We start from the raw sequence: 15,613 nt of genomic DNA on the forward strand, positions 1-15,613 counted from the left end.
TTTGAATTAAGGTATATTCATTTTAACAGGTAATCTGAATCTAAAATTGACGGTTTTCCCATTGATCTGTGCGGGAGTCCATTTTTCTTTTACAGTATATATTGCTCTTTCAACTTCTTGATTGAGAGACGTGCTATTTCCCAAGGCTACAATTTCAGTAATAAAACCTTCTTTAGAAACTACAAATTGTGCTTCTGTACTCATATTACCCGTTTCTGATATATTACTCTTATCAAAAGCTTGGGAAAACTTTTTTTGGAAAGCATTGATTCCTCCGGGATATTCAGGCATTTTATCAACCTTTTCATAAATGTTGTTCACATCAATATTTACTTCTTTGGAAGCAATTTCTTGTGAAAAAATTCTAATAGAACTTACCAATAAAATAAATACGAGTAATTTTTTCATGTTGTAGTTTTTATAAATTATTCAGATCCTGTGCAATCAGCCATGCCTCGCTCCAGCATGCCTGGAAATTAAAGCCTCCCGTTATGGCATCAATATTCAGTACTTCTCCGGCAATGTAAAAGTTAGGCAAAATTTTCGAAGACATATTTTTAAAGTTAATCTCTTTTAAATCAACTCCTCCTGCAGTTACAAATTCATCCTTGAACGTTGACTTTCCGGTTACCTGGAATTTTTTTCGGCATAAATTTTCAATGATATTTTGCATCTCTTTACCGGAAATGTTTGCGGCCTGCTTATTAAGATCCGTTTTCGAGACATCCAAAACTTTCTGCCAGAACCTGTTGGTTACTTCAAAGATCTTCGACTGGCCAATGGTTTTCTTAGGATTGGATAATTTAAACTTTTGAAACATTTCTTCAGCCTCATCAATGCTTTTTGAAATAAAATTGACTTCAATTTCAAACTGGTATTTTACTTTCGCCAGATTGATTGCTTCCCATGCAGACAGTTTCAGGATGGCAGGCCCTGAAAGTCCCCAGTGGGTAATCAATAAGGGGCCGCTCTCTTCCGTTTTCAGGCTGGGAATAGACGTTTCAGCCATTTCAAAGCTGGTGCCGGCCAAGTCTTTTAGCAGATCATCCTTGATATTGAACGTAAAAAGGGAAGGCACAAGGCCAATGATTTTATGACCGAGGTTTTCAATAATCTTCAGGGATTTCGGGGAGCTTCCCGTCGTATAAATCACGGCATCCGCTTCAAAATCTCCTAAACTGGTCTTAATAACATATTTTTCATCATTCCGCTGGATTTCCTTTACGGAACACTGGGTTTTAACTTCAATGTTTTTTTGCTGTATTTCATTCAGCAGAGTATTGATAATGGTCTGCGAAGAATTGCTTTCCGGGAAAACCCGGTTGTCCTGTTCTATCTTTAATGGAACATGCCGCTGCTCGCACCAGTCCATCATGTCTCCAGGCTGAAACCTGGTGAACACGCTTAACAGTTCTTTGTTTCCCCGGGGATAGAACTGAACGAGCTCCCTGGGATCAAAACAGGCATGCGTGACATTACACCTTCCGCCACCGGAAATTTTTACTTTTTGCAGGACATCGGAATTCTGTTCCAGAATAGTAACATTGTATTTTGCGGCATCGAGATTGGCCGCACAGAAAAACCCGGCCGCCCCGCCTCCGATAATGATCATTTGTTTCATAGTCTTTAATCTTATGCTCAAGATTATTTTTGCAAAACTACAATTTTTATAAACCATCTTATTTGAGTAATTTTGAAGAATATAATAAAACCGATTTTCAAATGATTTTTTACCATACATTCGAAGTGCGCTGGAGTGATCTTGATGCCAACAAACATTTAGCAAATTCATCCTACGTGCAATACTGTGCACAAACGAGAATGGCTTTTATGAAGCAGGAAAAAATGGGCGTTACGCAAATGAGCCGATGGGGAATCGGTCCTGTCATCATGCATGAAAGATTTTCTTTTTTCAAGGAAATATTTGCAGATCAGACCGTTGTTGTAAGTCTGGAAATTGATGCCTGTGCGGAAGATTGTTCCATTTATCGCTTTGTGCATAAGTTTTATACGCCGGAAGGAGAGCACTGCGCCACTTCTGAAGCCACGGGAGTATGGATTGATACCATGCTGAGAAAAATGACCACCCCGCCCGAGGATGTGGTAGAAGCCATGAATAAATACAAATCTCCGGAAACCGTAGTTTTGACAAGAGAAGATTTTAAAAAACTTCCTTTCCGCCCGGAAAATATTGACCCGGCAAAATTTAACCAATAAATGATAAGACATAAATGATCATTGACAGAATAAGCATCCTCAAAATCATTTATCATCTATCAGTTATCACTTATAATTAAAAGATATGTTTGAAGATAAAGAACCGGAACTGACACCGATATCAAAATTAGGAGAATTCGGCTTAATAAAACATTTGACAGAACATTTTCCGTTAGTCAACGGATCTTCTGAACTCGGCGTGGGGGATGATGCAGCCGTTATCAATCCTGAAAATAAAAAAGTGGTCCTTACCACCGATGTTCTGGCAGAAGGGGTGCATTTCAATTTAGGCTATGTTCCGCTGAAGCATTTGGGCTATAAAGCCGTTGTAGTAAATCTTAGTGATATTGCAGCGATGAATGCTACGCCGACACAGATCCTGGTTTCCCTGGCGGTTTCCAACCGTTTTCCGGTGGAAGCGCTGGAAGAGATTTATGCCGGGATCCAGGCAGCCTGCACAAGATATAAGGTGGATTTGATTGGCGGAGACACCACGAGTTCCAATGCAGGGCTGGTCATGAGCATTACGGCTATCGGGCTTGAAAATGACGAAAATATTGTCAAAAGAAGTACGGCAAAACCCAATGACCTTCTTGTGGTAACCGGTGATTTAGGCGGAGCATATATGGGGCTTCAGATCTTAGAAAGGGAACACGCTGTGTTCTTAGCGGATCCGAATATGCAGCCTGAGATGGAAGGGTACGATTATATTCTGGAAAGGCAGCTGAAACCGGAAACGAGAACGGATGTAAAAGGAATTTTGGAACAGCTGGATATTAAACCAACTTCTATGATTGATATTTCAGACGGCCTAGCTTCGGAAATCCTTCATCTTTCTGACCAGTCACAAGTTGGATTCAGGCTGTACGAAGAGAAAGTTCCGATGGATAATCTGACGATTACGACAGCGGATGAATTTAATTTAAATCCGGTGATGACGGCACTAAGCGGAGGTGAAGATTATGAATTGTTATTTACGATTTCACCAAATGATTTTGATAAGATTAAAAATCATCCAGACTTTACGATTATCGGTCATGCGGTTGAAAAAGAAGAAGGAAATTTCATGGTAGCAAGAGGCTCCAATCAGTTGATGGCTTTAACAGCACAGGGCTGGGATGCTTTTCTGGGAAATCAGCAGCTATAGATATTGCTTACCATAAAGAAATAATCCCTTGGCAGCGATCTGACAAGGGGTTTGTATTTTAATAAGGCTGTGGCTGATCGGTACATCTGGGATCTCCGGGAGGACAGTTGCCGCCACCGCCCGGGCCACTTCCTACAGCAACACAGGAGCCGGGGTTTCCGTCATCATTCATTTCACATGCTTTTCCAAAAGTACATTCACAGTCTGTCCAGCAATAAGCAGAATCTCCGTTGCTGTGGCAGCCATTTATTCCGCCGAGAATGGCAGATAGATCTTTTCTCAAAAGCTTTTTGGTATTTTTCATATTTTTAAAATTTTGTGATTTACAGTGTTGAATTTAATAAAATTATTAATAAAAAGAATGTATTGTAACAAATAATTTACTTATTGAATGGTGTTTATGAGAAAAGTCCGGTGGATGCCGGACTTTTCTGTTGTATGATAAGTAGAATCAGTTTTATGACTGATCAGAGGATTTATGCTTTCACGATATTTACAATCACTTCAACAGCTTTCTCCATACTTTCCAAAGCTACATATTCATAAGGCCCGTGGAAGTTCATTCCGCCGGCAAAAATATTCGGACAGGGAAGTCCCATGTAGGATAACTGGGCACCGTCTGTTCCGCCTCTGATGGCTTTGATTTTAGGCTCAATCCCGGCTTCTTTCATCGCTTCTGCAGCAATATCAATGATGTGCATCTTGCCTTCAAACTGCTGCTTCATGTTTCGGTATTGCTCCTTAATTTCAACTTCAGCTGTTCCTGCGCCGTGTTTCTGGTTAAATTCAGCCACTTTTTCCTCCATGAATTTCTTTCTTGCTTCAAATTTATCAGCATCATGGTCACGGATAATATACTGAAGTTTAGCTTCAGAAATATCTGCATTCAAATCCATTAAATGGTAAAAACCGTCAAAACCTTTCGTAGTAGCCGGAGTTTCATCAGCCGGAAGCATTTGAGCAAATTCAGCAGCCAATAAAGCGGCATTCACCATTTTTCCGAAAGCATAACCCGGGTGCACGCTCAAACCGTGGATTTTTACGACAGCACCTGCCGCGTTGAAATTTTCATATTCCAGTTCTCCCACTTCGCTTCCGTCCATGGTATAGGCAAATTCGGCCCCGAATTTGGCGACATCGAATTTATGTGCCCCTCTTCCGATTTCTTCATCAGGGGTAAATCCAACGGCAATTCTTCCGTGTTTGATTTCAGGGTGCGCAATCAGATATTCTGTGGCTGTCACAATTTCTGCACAGCCCGCTTTGTCGTCTGCCCCAAGAAGCGTGTTTCCATCCGTTGTAATTAAAGTCTGACCGGTATATTGTTTTAAGCTTTCAAATTTTGAAGGCGACAATGTAAATCCTGTGGTCTGATTCAAAACCAGGTCATTTCCGTCATAATTTTCCCAAACCTGCGGCTTTACATTTTCTCCGCTGAAATCCGGAGAAGTATCATAGTGTGAAATGAATCCGATTACAGGCTTGGTGTTATTTTCAAGGTTGGAAGGGACATAGCCCATGATATAACCGTGGTCATCAATCGAAACGTCTTCAAGGCCGATGGTTTTTAATTCTTCAACAATATGTCTGGCGATATCCCACTGTCTTTCGGTAGAAGGGGTTGTTTCGCTTTCTGCATCGCTGGTTGAATATATTTTTACATACGTAAGAAAACGGTTCAGTAACTTTTCTTTCCACATCTGGTTAAACTCTATTGCGCTCATTATTCGTATAAATTTTATACAAATATACAACGTAATTCGCTCACAACAGGTTATATTGCCGGGACGTATTTTCATTTCCCTCTGATTTCTTATGGTGTAATATCCATGAAGGTTAGGTTTTTATTGGTGAGATTATTTTCATTCAGGCTTATCTTTTCGTGCCCGGAATAGGGGATCCGGTATCCTATATCCGGCATTGAATTTTTAAATCACATATAAAATGTTGAGAATCAAAATAATGTTACCTTTGTTTGGTACATAGACTAAATTGTTTAGTTTTATTATATTTGAAAAAATCAAAAAGTAAAAATGTTTCTTACTGAATGTCCGCGAGATGCCATGCAGGGTTGGGGAGAATTTATCCCGACCAGTCAAAAAATAGATTACATCAATTCCCTGATGGATGTAGGGTTTGATGTGCTGGATTGTCTTAGCTTCGTATCTCCCAAAGCAATTCCCCAGATGGCTGATTCTGCCGAAGTAGCTGAAAATATAGATAAATCCCGTTCCAATACAAAAGTTTCTGCCATTGTAGCCAACTACAGAGGTGCGGAAAAAGCTTTAAAACATCAATCGGTGGATATCATCGGGTTCCCGTTTTCTATTTCCGAAACGTTTCAGCATAGGAATACCAATAAAAATCAGGAGGAAGCTTTTGATGATATTATGAAAATGCTGGAGCTTACAAAAAGCGAGAAAAAAGAACTGAATATTTATTTTTCAATGGCATTCGGAAATCCCTACGGTGAAATGTGGAAATGGGAAGAGGTGGATTATTGGGCAAACCGTTTTTCTGAAATAGGAATTAAAAATATTTTACTTTCTGATACTACGGGAGTTGCCACGTCTGAGACCATCTCTGTTTTATTTGATAAAATTCCGTCAAAGTACCCTGAAATAGATTTCGGTGCACATTTTCACAACCGGTATGAAGATTCTTATTCAAAACTGAAAGCGGCATATGATAAAGGCTGCCGGAGATATGATTCTGCCATCAAAGGAATCGGGGGATGTCCTATGGCCAAAGACGATCTGGTAGGAAATATGCCGACCGAGCAGGTCATCAACTTTATGAGTGTGGAAAAAGCTGAACATACACTGAACCTGTTGAATTTCGAAAGTTCTTATAACAGGGCGAAAGATATTTTTCATTTTTAAAAAGCGGCGGAGGAAATTATTTTACCGGAGGCTGTTCAAAATGCAGGAAAGATTTAAAAATATCGTGAGTATTTTTGAAGCCGTTGCCTTTTTTACCGAAAATGAAATTATCAATTTTCCATGTTCCGTTTTCTTTGATGAGGATACAGTCGTCATTCCAAACGGCAATAGGTTTAACATGCGTATTTTTTAATTCCAGTTTTAATCGGGCCGTATTGTTTTTAATGGTACAGCCTAAAATCTTATATTCATTAAAGCCTTCATATAAACTGCTGAATATATCTCTTTCGATCATTTCGGGTTTATCTGTGGGAGAACTGCTTCTTTTACTATTTTCTGAAGATTCTTTTTCTTTTTTTTCAGCTAAATCAATATAAAAGAGCAGGTGTTTACTCAACATGGCGCGCGGGATTTTCCTGTAGTCTTTATGGGCCTGGTACCATTGATCAAACTTTTTAAAAGAATTTTTTACTTCTTTGTCTGTGGAACCGGTACCCAAAGCAGTGCCCGACCAACACAGTAATAAAATGAAGAATTTTACCATAAGATGCTTATATTTACTAAATTTAAGAAAAATTTCTTGGTAAAAAGAAAACAACTTAACTTTAAATTTTTAATAAAATGACTTCAAAAATTACATATATCGGCGGTTTACGCTGCTCTGCGGAACATTTACAGTCGGGAACCATCATTGAAACCGATGCGCCGACAGACAATCACGGGAAAGGCGAGAAGTTTTCTCCTACCGATCTGTGCGCAGTTTCTTTGGCCGAATGTGCACTGACCACCATTGCTATTTTAGGTAAAGATAAAAATATCAATATTGAAGGGGCTTACTGCAATTTGCAGAAAATTATGGCTTCAAACCCGAGAAGGATTACAGAAATTGTGTGCAATTTTGTTTTTTCGAATCAATATTCAGATCAGGAGAAAGCTTTTATAGAAGAAACGGCGCATCACTGCCCGGTTGCAGAAAGCCTTCATCCTGATTTGGTACAGACCATGGTTTTCATTTATCAATAAAAAAACCGCAGAGATTTCTGCGGTTTTTATTTTTATGTCTGAATTTAAAGCATGCCTAATTCAAACTTTGCTTCTTCGCTCATCATATCTTTATGCCAGCTCGGCTCGAACGTAAGTTCCAAATCTACGCTTTTAACCTCTTCTACTTCCGCCACCTTATCTTTAACCTCCTGAGGAAGCGTCTCAGCAACAGGGCAGTTCGGAGTAGTTAGTGTCATTATGATTTTAACATCCGCATCGTCGGAGATCTGAACATCATAAACCAGCCCCAGCTCATAAATATCCACCGGAATTTCAGGGTCATACACGGTTTTCAGGACCTTGATGATTTCTTCACCAATGTCAGCAATCTGATCGTCTGTAAATTTCATTTTTTAATCTAAATTGATATACCTTTTCAACAAATCTTCCTGACGCATGCGCCGGAAAATATTTGCCAAAGTTAATACATCTTTTTCACAATAGTCAACTATTCTCTGCAAGTCTTTCTCTATGTAGTAGATTGATGAAACCATTGATCCGTCAATGTCGTCTTTAGGGGTAGGAATCCCGAAGAGGTGGGCCAGCAACTCCAGGGATACAAAGCTTTTATAATCCCCGAATTTCCAGAGCTCCATGGTATCCAGGTGAGGAATTTCCCAGGGCTTTTTTCCAAACATCTGAAACGGAACGGGAGGCATCACTCCGTTGATTAAAAATCTTCGGGCAATCCACGGGAAATCAAATTCTTTTCCGTTGTGGGCACATAGGATCACGTCCCGAAGCCTCGGACTGTTGAAAATCTCTCCGAATTCGAGCAGCAGTTTCTTCTCATCATCACCGGCAAAACTTTTTATTTTTAAAGTGTCATTTTTTTCAATCATGCCTATGGTGATACAGATGATCTTTCCGAACTCAGCCATAATACCGGCCTTTTCCGTATAAAATTCCTCTGCCGTGCTTTCATCTTTTCTCTGGAACCTTGTTTTTTTATCCCAGAGCATCTGTTCTGCTTCTGATAAATGTTCCCAGGATCCGAAGCCCGGAACGGTTTCTATATCAAGGAATAAGATTCTTTCTAAAGGAATATTCTGTATCATTGGTTTTTAATTTTTTTGATGATTTGGGCTTAACGGTACGTTGCTAAATGATAAAGCTTTGAATATTAAGTTGGAATTAGCCGACCGGCATTCCGTTTTTTGAGGGAAGGGAAGGGGTAAGCAGAGTGACTTCTGTTTTGTCTTCACCATAAACGCCTAATACCAAACATTCACTGAAAAAGTTGGCAATCTGTTTCTTAGGGAAATTGACGACGGCCAGGATCTGTTTTCCCACTAAATCATCTTTTCCATACAGGGAAGTGATTTGTGCAGAAGATTTTTTAATGCCCAGATCCCCGAAATCTATTTCCAGCTGATAAGAAGGATTTCTGGCCTTTTCAAAATCGTTTACCGAGATAATGGTCCCGCACCTGATGTCTATTTTTTCAAAATCTGCCCATGAGATTTCAGGTTTTATGATCATGATTGGAATGATTAATTATATATTTTGGTTTTCTTTTTTAATACTGAATGTTACAGGACCTGATCCTGTCATTAACAAATGTATTAAAATAATGAAATCTACCATAATTTTCAAACCGGAAATTACGGGCCGTAAGCGACAAACATGATTCTAAAGGCTCTCTTAAGATTCCTGAACCGATCAACTATACTATCATATATTTAATATAAGAGCGGGTTTATATTTAATATTTGATACCCTATGAGAGACTTTTAAAGTCTAATTTTTAATTCTACTCTTCCTGATTTTTTAGATTTATATAAAACTCTGTACGATCACCACAATCTGCGAAAAATTATTTTGTAGAAATAATGTAAATACATCCTAAAAGGCAGCGCCGGAAATGGTATCATGACTTTTGTCTTGCTATTTTTTAATCCACCATTGGCTGTCTTTTCTATCAGATCTTTTTACACCGTTATTCAATATGTAGGAAAAGCCGACACCTAAAGTCTGTTTCAGCTGTGTTTTTTGAATCTGATTGTGGTCATACATAAGATCAACCGTAATATTGGAAGAGATAAATTTATTCACTTTTAAATTTAAAATCATTCCATATGACAGAACCAGTCTTTCAGGATGATCGAGATAGTTCGAAAAAACGGAAGCGGTATTGGTAACATGGATATTCTCCATCAGTTTGAACTTATACAAAGCTGTTCCCAGGAAACCGAACTGCAGCAAGGATTGATCCCCGTCAGCTTTTAAGCCATACGTTCCTGCAGTCTGCAGGTCACTGTCTAAAACCAAAGTCCATCTCGCATTGCTGGGACGAAGGGTCACATTCACGTTGTCACTGGGCCTGTAGGTGATCCCCATCCCAAGATTCAGATAGCCAGGCGCCATAAAATTGGAGATTTTTTTAGCTTCGGGATTGTTGCCGTCTTCATATCCCACTGTAAACTGAGACTGCACGCCTGCTCCTACGGAAAGATACCAGCTTTCCGAAACTTTTCTGCCGTAATTGGTAGAGATGTTGATAACGTCCTGGGTTTTTCTTATCCCAAGTCCTTTGGTATCGTTCTGACCATAATTTAAAAGAATAAGGTTTTCCCACAGGTCCTTATCTTTTTCATAGGTGATGTTGTAATCAATTCCGAGAAGCCAGCCTACATTATTTGCTCCGCCGCCGACCCAGTTTGAAAAGGCTGCCTGATTGATCATTAAAGACTGTTTCCCTAAAACCGACCAGCTTTTTACCGTGTCGGTGACGATAGAATCTTTTTTTATTTCTTTCTGTGCGCTGGCAAAAATCCCCGCAGAAAAAGTAAGCAGTAATAAAAACTTCTTCATTATTCAGATTTCATTTTACAAAACTCTTTTACAAAAGTATTAAATATAAATTTGATCAGCCACGATGAAACTGTCCGGCATGTGCTCTATATACCATTGGATAAACTGTTCTTTCATATTTCAATGACAAAAACTTACTGGAAAACAAGAAATTAACGAAAATCATTACTTTTTGGCTGAAAGAGACTGTAAGTAAAACAATTCATCGACAATTTTTCCGAAATTTATCATTGGCTTTTCATTTGACGTAGAAACGGTATGTTAAAAAACAATGTGATTTCCAAAAAAGCAATTGTCAATCCTTTGCTGATGCTAGCGGCCATGTGGTCAGGCTATTTCCTGCAGCTGCACGGCTTTTTTGGAAGTTGCTTCGGAGCCATCATCCCCTTATTGCCGGAAGGGCTGCTGGGCATTGTCACCTCTCCGCTCCTGCATGGAAATATAGATCACATTATAGGAAATTCCATTCCGATTGCAGTGTTGATGTTTTTGCTGTATCAGTTTTACCCTTTAGTGGCAAATAAAGTTTTTGTAATAGGCTGGCTGGCTACAGGCTTACTGGTATGGCTTCTTCCCCCGATTGATATTATGACAGGAAATTACCTTTATACCTGTACCATCGGTGCGAGCGGTGTAGTCTATGTGCTGGCTTTTTTCCTGTTTTTCAGCGGTATTTTTAAATGGAATATGACTTTGCTTACCATTTCCCTGCTGGTGGTCTTATACTACGGAAGTTTGGTTTGGGGCATGCTGCCGGAGGAATTGTTCAACAATCTCGAAGAACCCAGTAAGATTTCCTGGCAGGCTCATCTTGCCGGAGCAGTAGTAGGGGTCACGCTGGCATTCATATTTAAGAAAGTGGGGGACAAAAAGAAAAGATACATCTGGGAATTTCCGAATTATTACAGCGAAAAAGATGACAAGCTCTGGCAGGAATATAAAGAGAACCACGCTGAAGATTTCATGGAACTGCCCTATAAGAAAAAAGATGACATCTGGGACCGTCTGGATGAATTGAGAGGAAAATAAAACAGAATTTCCTACATTTGTGAAAACAACACAAATGTACTCTGAAGAACATCTTTATGCTATCGCCCTGCGCGAATGCGCTCTTATCGGTGATATTAATTTTTACAAACTTATCCGCACTTTCGGCGGTGCCAGAGAAGCCTGGGAAAAAACGAGAAAGGAATATAAAAAGCTCGATGGCTTCGGGAGGAAACTGATTTCTGATATCGGGAATCCGGAACACCTGAAATTTGCTGAGCAAGAACTGAAGTTTTGCGAACAGAATCATATAAAGGTTTGCCTCAGGCACCTTAATGAGCTTCCCCGGCTGTTAAACGAATGTGATGACGCCCCGGCGATCCTTTACCAAAAAGGGAATTTTGAAGACCGGAAGGAAAAAGTGAGCATTGTCGGGACCCGGAATATGACTTCTTACGGGACCCGGTTCATTCAAGACTTTTTTGAAGAAACACAATCCTGCCATTACAGTTCGGTAAGCGGTCTCGCTTTAGGGGTTGATAAAGAAGTCCATGAGCAGTCTATTCATCATCACATTCCTACTGTTGCCGTGCTGGCACACGGTTTTCATCTGCTGTATCCGGCAAAAAACAGGAAGCTGTCTGAAAAAATCCTGCAGGAAGGCGGAGCTTTACTGACAGAGTTTAATTCATCAAGGAAACCGGACCGTGAAAATTTTATTCAGAGAAACAGGATTATTGCTGGGATTTCACCTTCTACCATTGTGGTGGAGACTGCATTCGGAGGTGGATCAATAAGTACCGCAACATTTGCCAATCAATATAACCGGGAAGTTTTTGCATTACCGGGAAAGATTACGGACATACAGAGCCAGGGCTGCAATCATCTGATTTATCAGAACAAGGCAGCGGTAATTTCTACCGTTAAAGATCTCGTGGATAACCTGGGACTTAATAAAGCTGAGGCAGGAATTGAAGATTTATTTCCGAGGAGTGAAGTAATGCCCCAATTAACAGAAAACCAGAAATCAATACTATCGGTGATTTCCGATCATCCAAAGATTTCTCTGGATGATATGATTGAGAAAATTAACCTCTCTTCCCATAAAATTTTACCGGTAATTTTAGAATTGGAACTTTTAGGGAAAGTAAAATCACTTTCGGGGAGGCAATTTATCGCCATCTGACAATTAATGATTTCTTAATATTGCATTATTTTACAAATAACATTTAATATTTAATAAGATTAGTGGGTAAATTATCGATTTAATAATATTAAGTTTATATTTTATTAAACTTTAAGCAATCATCAATTAAGGTGTTGTGAATCTTGAAAAAAAAATTAAATTTGTTGATAATAATATTCAATCCTAATATATGGAACAATATAATATTGACCAGAAAATACAAGAGTTTATAGCAAAAATTGAGGCGAAAAACCCTAATGAGCCCGAGTTTTTACAAGCCGTAAAAGAAGTTGCTGTTACCGTAATTCCGTTTATTATGACCAAGAAGGAATATACGGGAATGAAACTTCTTGAAAGAATGGCGGAAGCTGAAAGAATTATCATTTTCAGAGTTCCATGGGTTGATGATAAAGGTGAGATCCAGGTAAACAGAGGTTTCAGAATTCAGATGAACTCTGCCATCGGACCTTATAAAGGAGGAATCCGTTTCCACCCTACCGTAAACCTTTCGGTGCTGAAATTCTTAGCTTTTGAGCAGGTATTTAAAAATTCCTTGACCACCCTTCCGATGGGAGGCGGAAAAGGAGGCTCGGATTTTGATCCGCAAGGGAAATCTGATATGGAAGTAATGCGTTTCTGCCAGGCTTTCATGACAGAACTGTGTAAGCATATCGGTCCTGAAACAGATGTTCCTGCAGGAGACATCGGGGTAGGAGCAAGAGAAATCGGATATCTGTTCGGCCAGTACAAGAAAATCAGAAATGAATTTACAGGGGTGCTTACCGGTAAAGGCCTTGCTTACGGAGGTTCACTGATCCGTCCTGAAGCTACAGGTTACGGTGTTGTGTATTTCGCTGAGCAGATGCTTAAAACCATCGGGCAGACTTTTAAAGATAAAACGGTAACGGTATCAGGTTTTGGAAACGTAGCCTGGGGAGTGATCAAGAAAATATCTGAACTTGGAGGAAAGGTAGTAACGATTTCCGGACCGGACGGCTATATCTATGATAAAGACGGGATCGACGGAGAAAAAATTGATTATTTACTGGAACTGAGATCTTCAGGAAATAACAGAGCGGAGGACTATGCTAAAAAATATCCTTCTGCGGAGTTCTATGCAGGGAAACGCCCTTGGGAAGTGAAATGTGATGTTGCCATCCCTTCTGCTACCCAGAATGAACTGGATCTTGAAGATGCTAAACTGCTGGTAGAAAACGGATGTCTTTGTGTGACTGAAGCTGCCAATATGCCTTCAACATTAGATGCGATCAATTATTTCCTGGATAACAAAGTATTATTCTCTCCCGGAAAAGCTTCCAATGCAGGAGGTGTTGCCACTTCAGGCCTTGAAATGACGCAGAACTCGATCCGTCTTAACTGGACTTCTGAAGAAGTGGATGCAAGGCTGAAAGAGATCATGATCGGAATTCATAAAGCGTGCAGAGACTATGGAAAAGAGGAAGATGGTTATGTAAACTATGTGAAGGGCGCCAATATCGCCGGATTCGTGAAAGTTGCAGAAGCTATGCTGGCTCAGGGAGTCGTATAAAATAAAGTAAAGGTCGGGAAAAATCCCGGCCTTTCTTAATATACCCTGTTCCCGGGATTATAAATGGGGAAAAAGTAAAAAGTGAAAGAAGAAAGCGTTGAAATTCAACGCTTTTTTTATAAGTATAAATAAAAAGAATCCTGAAATTATTTTCAGGATTTATCATTTACATTCTATTTGTTTTTCTTCTTCATTTTCCGGTCGGTTTTTGTAGCATCTCTCTCATCAGGACGTACCGTATCTGTTTTCGGTGTGCTTAGATCACTACTCTGATTCATCGTCGTACCGTTAGTGCTGTTCATAGTGCCTGTTGTACCGTTTGTAGTGCCATTGTTCAAAGTACTGTTATTCATCGTTCCCGTAGTACCATTGGTAGTGGTTCCATTGTTAAGGGACCCATTATTTAATGTACTGTTGGTTGTTGAGGTTGAAGTATCCGTTTTTGTCTGTGGCGTTGTTTGAGCAGATACAGTGATCATTCCTCCTACAACGAATGCTGCTGCTAAAATTAGGTTTTTCATAATATTGATATTTTGGTGTTATATGGTTGTATTATGTTAAATACAATTATCGTACAAAGTGGTACCTCTAAAAATCTTTTAACTTGATTTATAATTTTTTAAGAAAAATTATGTTGTAATTCCAACGGAACTTCCTGATGTGATGTTTTCAACTTGAATTTATGATATCGTTAATAGATTAGTTTACTCTGTCTATTTGACTGCAAGGTCCAGGCTACATAATCCATAGGACATTCAGAAATAAATCACGTTGATCTCGAGTTGTATTTTACATACCTATTAAAGCAAATTTATTATTTTAAAAAAAATCCTGAAACACTAATGCTTCAGGATCATTTCTACTTTGAATATTTATAACTACTTCGATTTCTTTTTAGATTTACTTTTGGTCGCTTCATCTTTAGGCTTGGTAGCATCAGAATTTCCATCTGATTGCGCCGATGCTGTGGTGTTGTCTACAGCAGTAGTCACTTTAGCTGTATCCATAGTAGTAACTTCTGCTTTCTGGGCTTCTGTCGCGGTAGTGGTTCCCAAATCAGAACCGGATTGTGAATTCTGAGTGGTTGTACCTTGTGATGGATTTTGTTGTGTTGTAGACTGTGCTGATACTGCACCTAAACTTAATACTGTAAACGCTGCCGTTAAAACTAACTTTTTCATAATATCTTTTTTTTTAATGGTTGTTTCTATGAAACGGCAATACTTTACCGAATCGTATACAGCAACTTCTTATTTAACGTAGTTTATTATTCTTTAAGAGCAATTTTGATTTCAGGCTATTTTTCTAAATTTTTCATAATTTTTTCAACAAACTCATAGGCTGCAGGGCATATAACCGTGTTTTTAATCATCAGGTCATTGATCTGATAAATTTTTTTGCGGTCGGTATGAGGGTATTCCCTGCAGGCTTTCGGACGTACATCGTAAATTGAACATGTATTGTCTTCATTTAAAAAATGACACGGCAGGTTTTGCAGAACCTTATCCTGGTCTTCATCAACCCTTAAAAACTTGGCTTCAAAATCAGCAGGCTTCAGCCTAAGGTGCCTGGCAATCCTTTCAATATCTTTTTCCGTATACAAAGGTCCTGTGGTTTTACAGCAGTTGGCGCATTGAAGGCAGTCAATACTTTCAAAAACTTCATCATGTGTTTCCTGGACCAAATAATCCAGGTTTTTCGGTGGTTTCTTCTTCAGGCCGTCCAAAAATTTTTTATGCTCTTTCTGCTTTTGTAAAGCCTGTTTTTTGTAAAATTCTAAATTCATG

At 39.2% G+C, this 15,613-nt stretch carries 19 protein-coding genes; 7 read left to right on the forward strand and 12 right to left on the reverse strand.

The features are described 5' to 3' along the window. Positions 1 to 6: 6 nt before the first annotated feature. The gene (locus H561_RS22350) at positions 7 to 408 is read right to left on the reverse strand and encodes an energy transducer TonB (RefSeq protein WP_027386839.1); all 402 of its coding nucleotides are present in this window, start codon (positions 406 to 408) and stop codon (positions 7 to 9) included. 10 nt (positions 409 to 418) lie between these two features. Continuing rightward, positions 419 to 1,621: a BaiN/RdsA family NAD(P)/FAD-dependent oxidoreductase gene (locus tag H561_RS0109865; protein ID WP_034761924.1), complete on the reverse strand. Its 1,203-nt coding sequence runs from the start codon at positions 1,619 to 1,621 to the stop codon at positions 419 to 421. A gap of 101 nt (positions 1,622 to 1,722) precedes the next feature. On the opposite strand from H561_RS0109865, the gene H561_RS0109870 reads away from it, so the two are divergent. Together H561_RS0109870 and thiL are read left to right on the forward strand one after the other, a co-directional pair. Next, complete coding sequence (locus H561_RS0109870; protein WP_027386841.1) at positions 1,723 to 2,217, forward strand: acyl-CoA thioesterase; 495 nt, start codon at positions 1,723 to 1,725, stop codon at positions 2,215 to 2,217. A gap of 85 nt (positions 2,218 to 2,302) precedes the next feature. Beyond that, positions 2,303 to 3,364, forward strand: a complete 1,062-nt coding sequence (thiL, locus tag H561_RS0109875) for a thiamine-phosphate kinase (RefSeq protein ID WP_027386842.1) — start codon at positions 2,303 to 2,305, stop codon at positions 3,362 to 3,364. A gap of 58 nt (positions 3,365 to 3,422) precedes the next feature. On the opposite strand, the gene H561_RS0109880 is transcribed toward thiL, so the two are convergent. Then, on the reverse strand, positions 3,423 to 3,668 hold the full coding sequence (locus tag H561_RS0109880) for a hypothetical protein (RefSeq protein WP_027386843.1): 246 nt from the start codon (positions 3,666 to 3,668) through the stop codon (positions 3,423 to 3,425). A 172-nt stretch (positions 3,669 to 3,840) separates the two neighbouring features. After that, the gene (pepT, locus tag H561_RS0109885) at positions 3,841 to 5,088 is read right to left on the reverse strand and encodes a peptidase T (RefSeq protein WP_027386844.1); all 1,248 of its coding nucleotides are present in this window, start codon (positions 5,086 to 5,088) and stop codon (positions 3,841 to 3,843) included. A gap of 309 nt (positions 5,089 to 5,397) precedes the next feature. Between pepT and H561_RS0109895 the strand changes: the two genes are divergently transcribed. Next, entirely contained in the window at positions 5,398 to 6,246 is an 849-nt protein-coding gene (locus tag H561_RS0109895; protein WP_027386845.1) for a hydroxymethylglutaryl-CoA lyase, read from the forward strand. Positions 6,247 to 6,262: 16 nt separating this feature from the next. Here the strand turns inward: H561_RS0109895 and H561_RS0109900 are convergent, their stop codons facing one another. Then, entirely contained in the window at positions 6,263 to 6,790 is a 528-nt protein-coding gene (locus H561_RS0109900) for a hypothetical protein (protein ID WP_027386846.1), read from the reverse strand. A 77-nt stretch (positions 6,791 to 6,867) separates the two neighbouring features. Between H561_RS0109900 and H561_RS0109905 the strand changes: the two genes are divergently transcribed. Then, complete coding sequence (locus H561_RS0109905; RefSeq protein WP_027386847.1) at positions 6,868 to 7,269, forward strand: OsmC family protein; 402 nt, start codon at positions 6,868 to 6,870, stop codon at positions 7,267 to 7,269. A gap of 44 nt (positions 7,270 to 7,313) precedes the next feature. On the opposite strand, the gene H561_RS0109910 is transcribed toward H561_RS0109905, so the two are convergent. The 4 genes from H561_RS0109910 to H561_RS0109930 all read right to left on the reverse strand — a co-directional run bounded on the left by H561_RS0109910 (position 7,314) and on the right by H561_RS0109930 (position 10,104). After that, positions 7,314 to 7,640 carry an SUF system Fe-S cluster assembly protein gene (locus H561_RS0109910; RefSeq protein ID WP_027386848.1) on the reverse strand — a complete coding sequence of 109 codons (327 nt, stop codon included), beginning with the start codon at positions 7,638 to 7,640 and terminating at the stop codon, positions 7,314 to 7,316. Positions 7,641 to 7,643: 3 nt separating this feature from the next. Next, positions 7,644 to 8,348, reverse strand: coding sequence for a 3'-5' exonuclease (locus tag H561_RS0109915; protein WP_027386849.1), 705 nt, complete (start codon positions 8,346 to 8,348; stop codon positions 7,644 to 7,646). 76 nt (positions 8,349 to 8,424) lie between these two features. Further along, positions 8,425 to 8,772: a tRNA-binding protein gene (locus H561_RS0109920; protein WP_027386850.1), complete on the reverse strand. Its 348-nt coding sequence runs from the start codon at positions 8,770 to 8,772 to the stop codon at positions 8,425 to 8,427. Between the two features lie 405 nt (positions 8,773 to 9,177). Beyond that, positions 9,178 to 10,104, reverse strand: coding sequence for a DUF3078 domain-containing protein (locus tag H561_RS0109930; protein WP_027386851.1), 927 nt, complete (start codon positions 10,102 to 10,104; stop codon positions 9,178 to 9,180). A gap of 258 nt (positions 10,105 to 10,362) precedes the next feature. Here H561_RS0109930 and H561_RS0109935 point away from each other — a divergent pair, with 258 nt between their 5' ends. The 3 genes from H561_RS0109935 to gdhA all read left to right on the forward strand — a co-directional run bounded on the left by H561_RS0109935 (position 10,363) and on the right by gdhA (position 13,826). Continuing rightward, positions 10,363 to 11,133 carry a rhomboid family intramembrane serine protease gene (locus H561_RS0109935; RefSeq protein WP_027386852.1) on the forward strand — a complete coding sequence of 257 codons (771 nt, stop codon included), beginning with the start codon at positions 10,363 to 10,365 and terminating at the stop codon, positions 11,131 to 11,133. Positions 11,134 to 11,167: 34 nt separating this feature from the next. Continuing rightward, positions 11,168 to 12,277 carry a DNA-processing protein DprA gene (gene dprA / locus H561_RS0109940; RefSeq protein ID WP_027386853.1) on the forward strand — a complete coding sequence of 370 codons (1,110 nt, stop codon included), beginning with the start codon at positions 11,168 to 11,170 and terminating at the stop codon, positions 12,275 to 12,277. Positions 12,278 to 12,467: 190 nt separating this feature from the next. Beyond that, positions 12,468 to 13,826, forward strand: coding sequence for an NADP-specific glutamate dehydrogenase (gdhA, locus tag H561_RS0109945; protein WP_027386854.1), 1,359 nt, complete (start codon positions 12,468 to 12,470; stop codon positions 13,824 to 13,826). Positions 13,827 to 13,999: 173 nt separating this feature from the next. On the opposite strand, the gene H561_RS0109950 is transcribed toward gdhA, so the two are convergent. The 3 genes from H561_RS0109950 to H561_RS0109960 all read right to left on the reverse strand — a co-directional run bounded on the left by H561_RS0109950 (position 14,000) and on the right by H561_RS0109960 (position 15,612). Beyond that, on the reverse strand, positions 14,000 to 14,347 hold the full coding sequence (locus H561_RS0109950; RefSeq protein ID WP_027386855.1) for a hypothetical protein: 348 nt from the start codon (positions 14,345 to 14,347) through the stop codon (positions 14,000 to 14,002). A 357-nt stretch (positions 14,348 to 14,704) separates the two neighbouring features. Further along, positions 14,705 to 15,007 carry a hypothetical protein gene (locus H561_RS0109955; protein ID WP_027386856.1) on the reverse strand — a complete coding sequence of 101 codons (303 nt, stop codon included), beginning with the start codon at positions 15,005 to 15,007 and terminating at the stop codon, positions 14,705 to 14,707. A gap of 116 nt (positions 15,008 to 15,123) precedes the next feature. Further along, on the reverse strand, positions 15,124 to 15,612 hold the full coding sequence (locus H561_RS0109960) for a YkgJ family cysteine cluster protein (protein WP_027386857.1): 489 nt from the start codon (positions 15,610 to 15,612) through the stop codon (positions 15,124 to 15,126). Position 15,613 lies beyond the last annotated feature (1 nt).

This window comes from Chryseobacterium gregarium DSM 19109 (assembly GCF_000430845.1).
Taxonomy (GTDB): domain Bacteria; phylum Bacteroidota; class Bacteroidia; order Flavobacteriales; family Weeksellaceae; genus Chryseobacterium; species Chryseobacterium gregarium.

Bases quoted from the DNA above. Each gene is read 5' to 3' on its own strand.
- H561_RS0109950 (WP_027386855.1), bottom strand. From the start codon at position 14,347: ATGAAAAACCTAATTTTAGCAGCAGCATTCGTTGTAGGAGGAATGATC.
- H561_RS0109920 (WP_027386850.1), bottom strand. From the start codon at position 8,772: ATGATCATAAAACCTGAAATCTCATGGGCAGATTTTGAAAAAATAGAC.
- H561_RS0109910 (WP_027386848.1), bottom strand. From the start codon at position 7,640: ATGAAATTTACAGACGATCAGATTGCTGACATTGGTGAAGAAATCATC.
- H561_RS0109870 (WP_027386841.1), top strand. From the start codon at position 1,723: ATGATTTTTTACCATACATTCGAAGTGCGCTGGAGTGATCTTGATGCC.
- dprA (WP_027386853.1), top strand. From the start codon at position 11,168: ATGTACTCTGAAGAACATCTTTATGCTATCGCCCTGCGCGAATGCGCT.
- H561_RS0109895 (WP_027386845.1), top strand. From the start codon at position 5,398: ATGTTTCTTACTGAATGTCCGCGAGATGCCATGCAGGGTTGGGGAGAA.
- H561_RS0109900 (WP_027386846.1), bottom strand. From the start codon at position 6,790: ATGGTAAAATTCTTCATTTTATTACTGTGTTGGTCGGGCACTGCTTTG.
- H561_RS0109915 (WP_027386849.1), bottom strand. From the start codon at position 8,348: ATGATACAGAATATTCCTTTAGAAAGAATCTTATTCCTTGATATAGAA.
- H561_RS0109905 (WP_027386847.1), top strand. From the start codon at position 6,868: ATGACTTCAAAAATTACATATATCGGCGGTTTACGCTGCTCTGCGGAA.
- H561_RS0109935 (WP_027386852.1), top strand. From the start codon at position 10,363: ATGTTAAAAAACAATGTGATTTCCAAAAAAGCAATTGTCAATCCTTTG.
- H561_RS0109930 (WP_027386851.1), bottom strand. From the start codon at position 10,104: ATGAAGAAGTTTTTATTACTGCTTACTTTTTCTGCGGGGATTTTTGCC.
- gdhA (WP_027386854.1), top strand. From the start codon at position 12,468: ATGGAACAATATAATATTGACCAGAAAATACAAGAGTTTATAGCAAAA.
- H561_RS0109960 (WP_027386857.1), bottom strand. From the start codon at position 15,612: ATGAATTTAGAATTTTACAAAAAACAGGCTTTACAAAAGCAGAAAGAG.
- H561_RS0109865 (WP_034761924.1), bottom strand. From the start codon at position 1,621: ATGAAACAAATGATCATTATCGGAGGCGGGGCGGCCGGGTTTTTCTGT.
- H561_RS22350 (WP_027386839.1), bottom strand. From the start codon at position 408: ATGAAAAAATTACTCGTATTTATTTTATTGGTAAGTTCTATTAGAATT.
- pepT (WP_027386844.1), bottom strand. From the start codon at position 5,088: ATGAGCGCAATAGAGTTTAACCAGATGTGGAAAGAAAAGTTACTGAAC.
- thiL (WP_027386842.1), top strand. From the start codon at position 2,303: ATGTTTGAAGATAAAGAACCGGAACTGACACCGATATCAAAATTAGGA.
- H561_RS0109955 (WP_027386856.1), bottom strand. From the start codon at position 15,007: ATGAAAAAGTTAGTTTTAACGGCAGCGTTTACAGTATTAAGTTTAGGT.
- H561_RS0109880 (WP_027386843.1), bottom strand. From the start codon at position 3,668: ATGAAAAATACCAAAAAGCTTTTGAGAAAAGATCTATCTGCCATTCTC.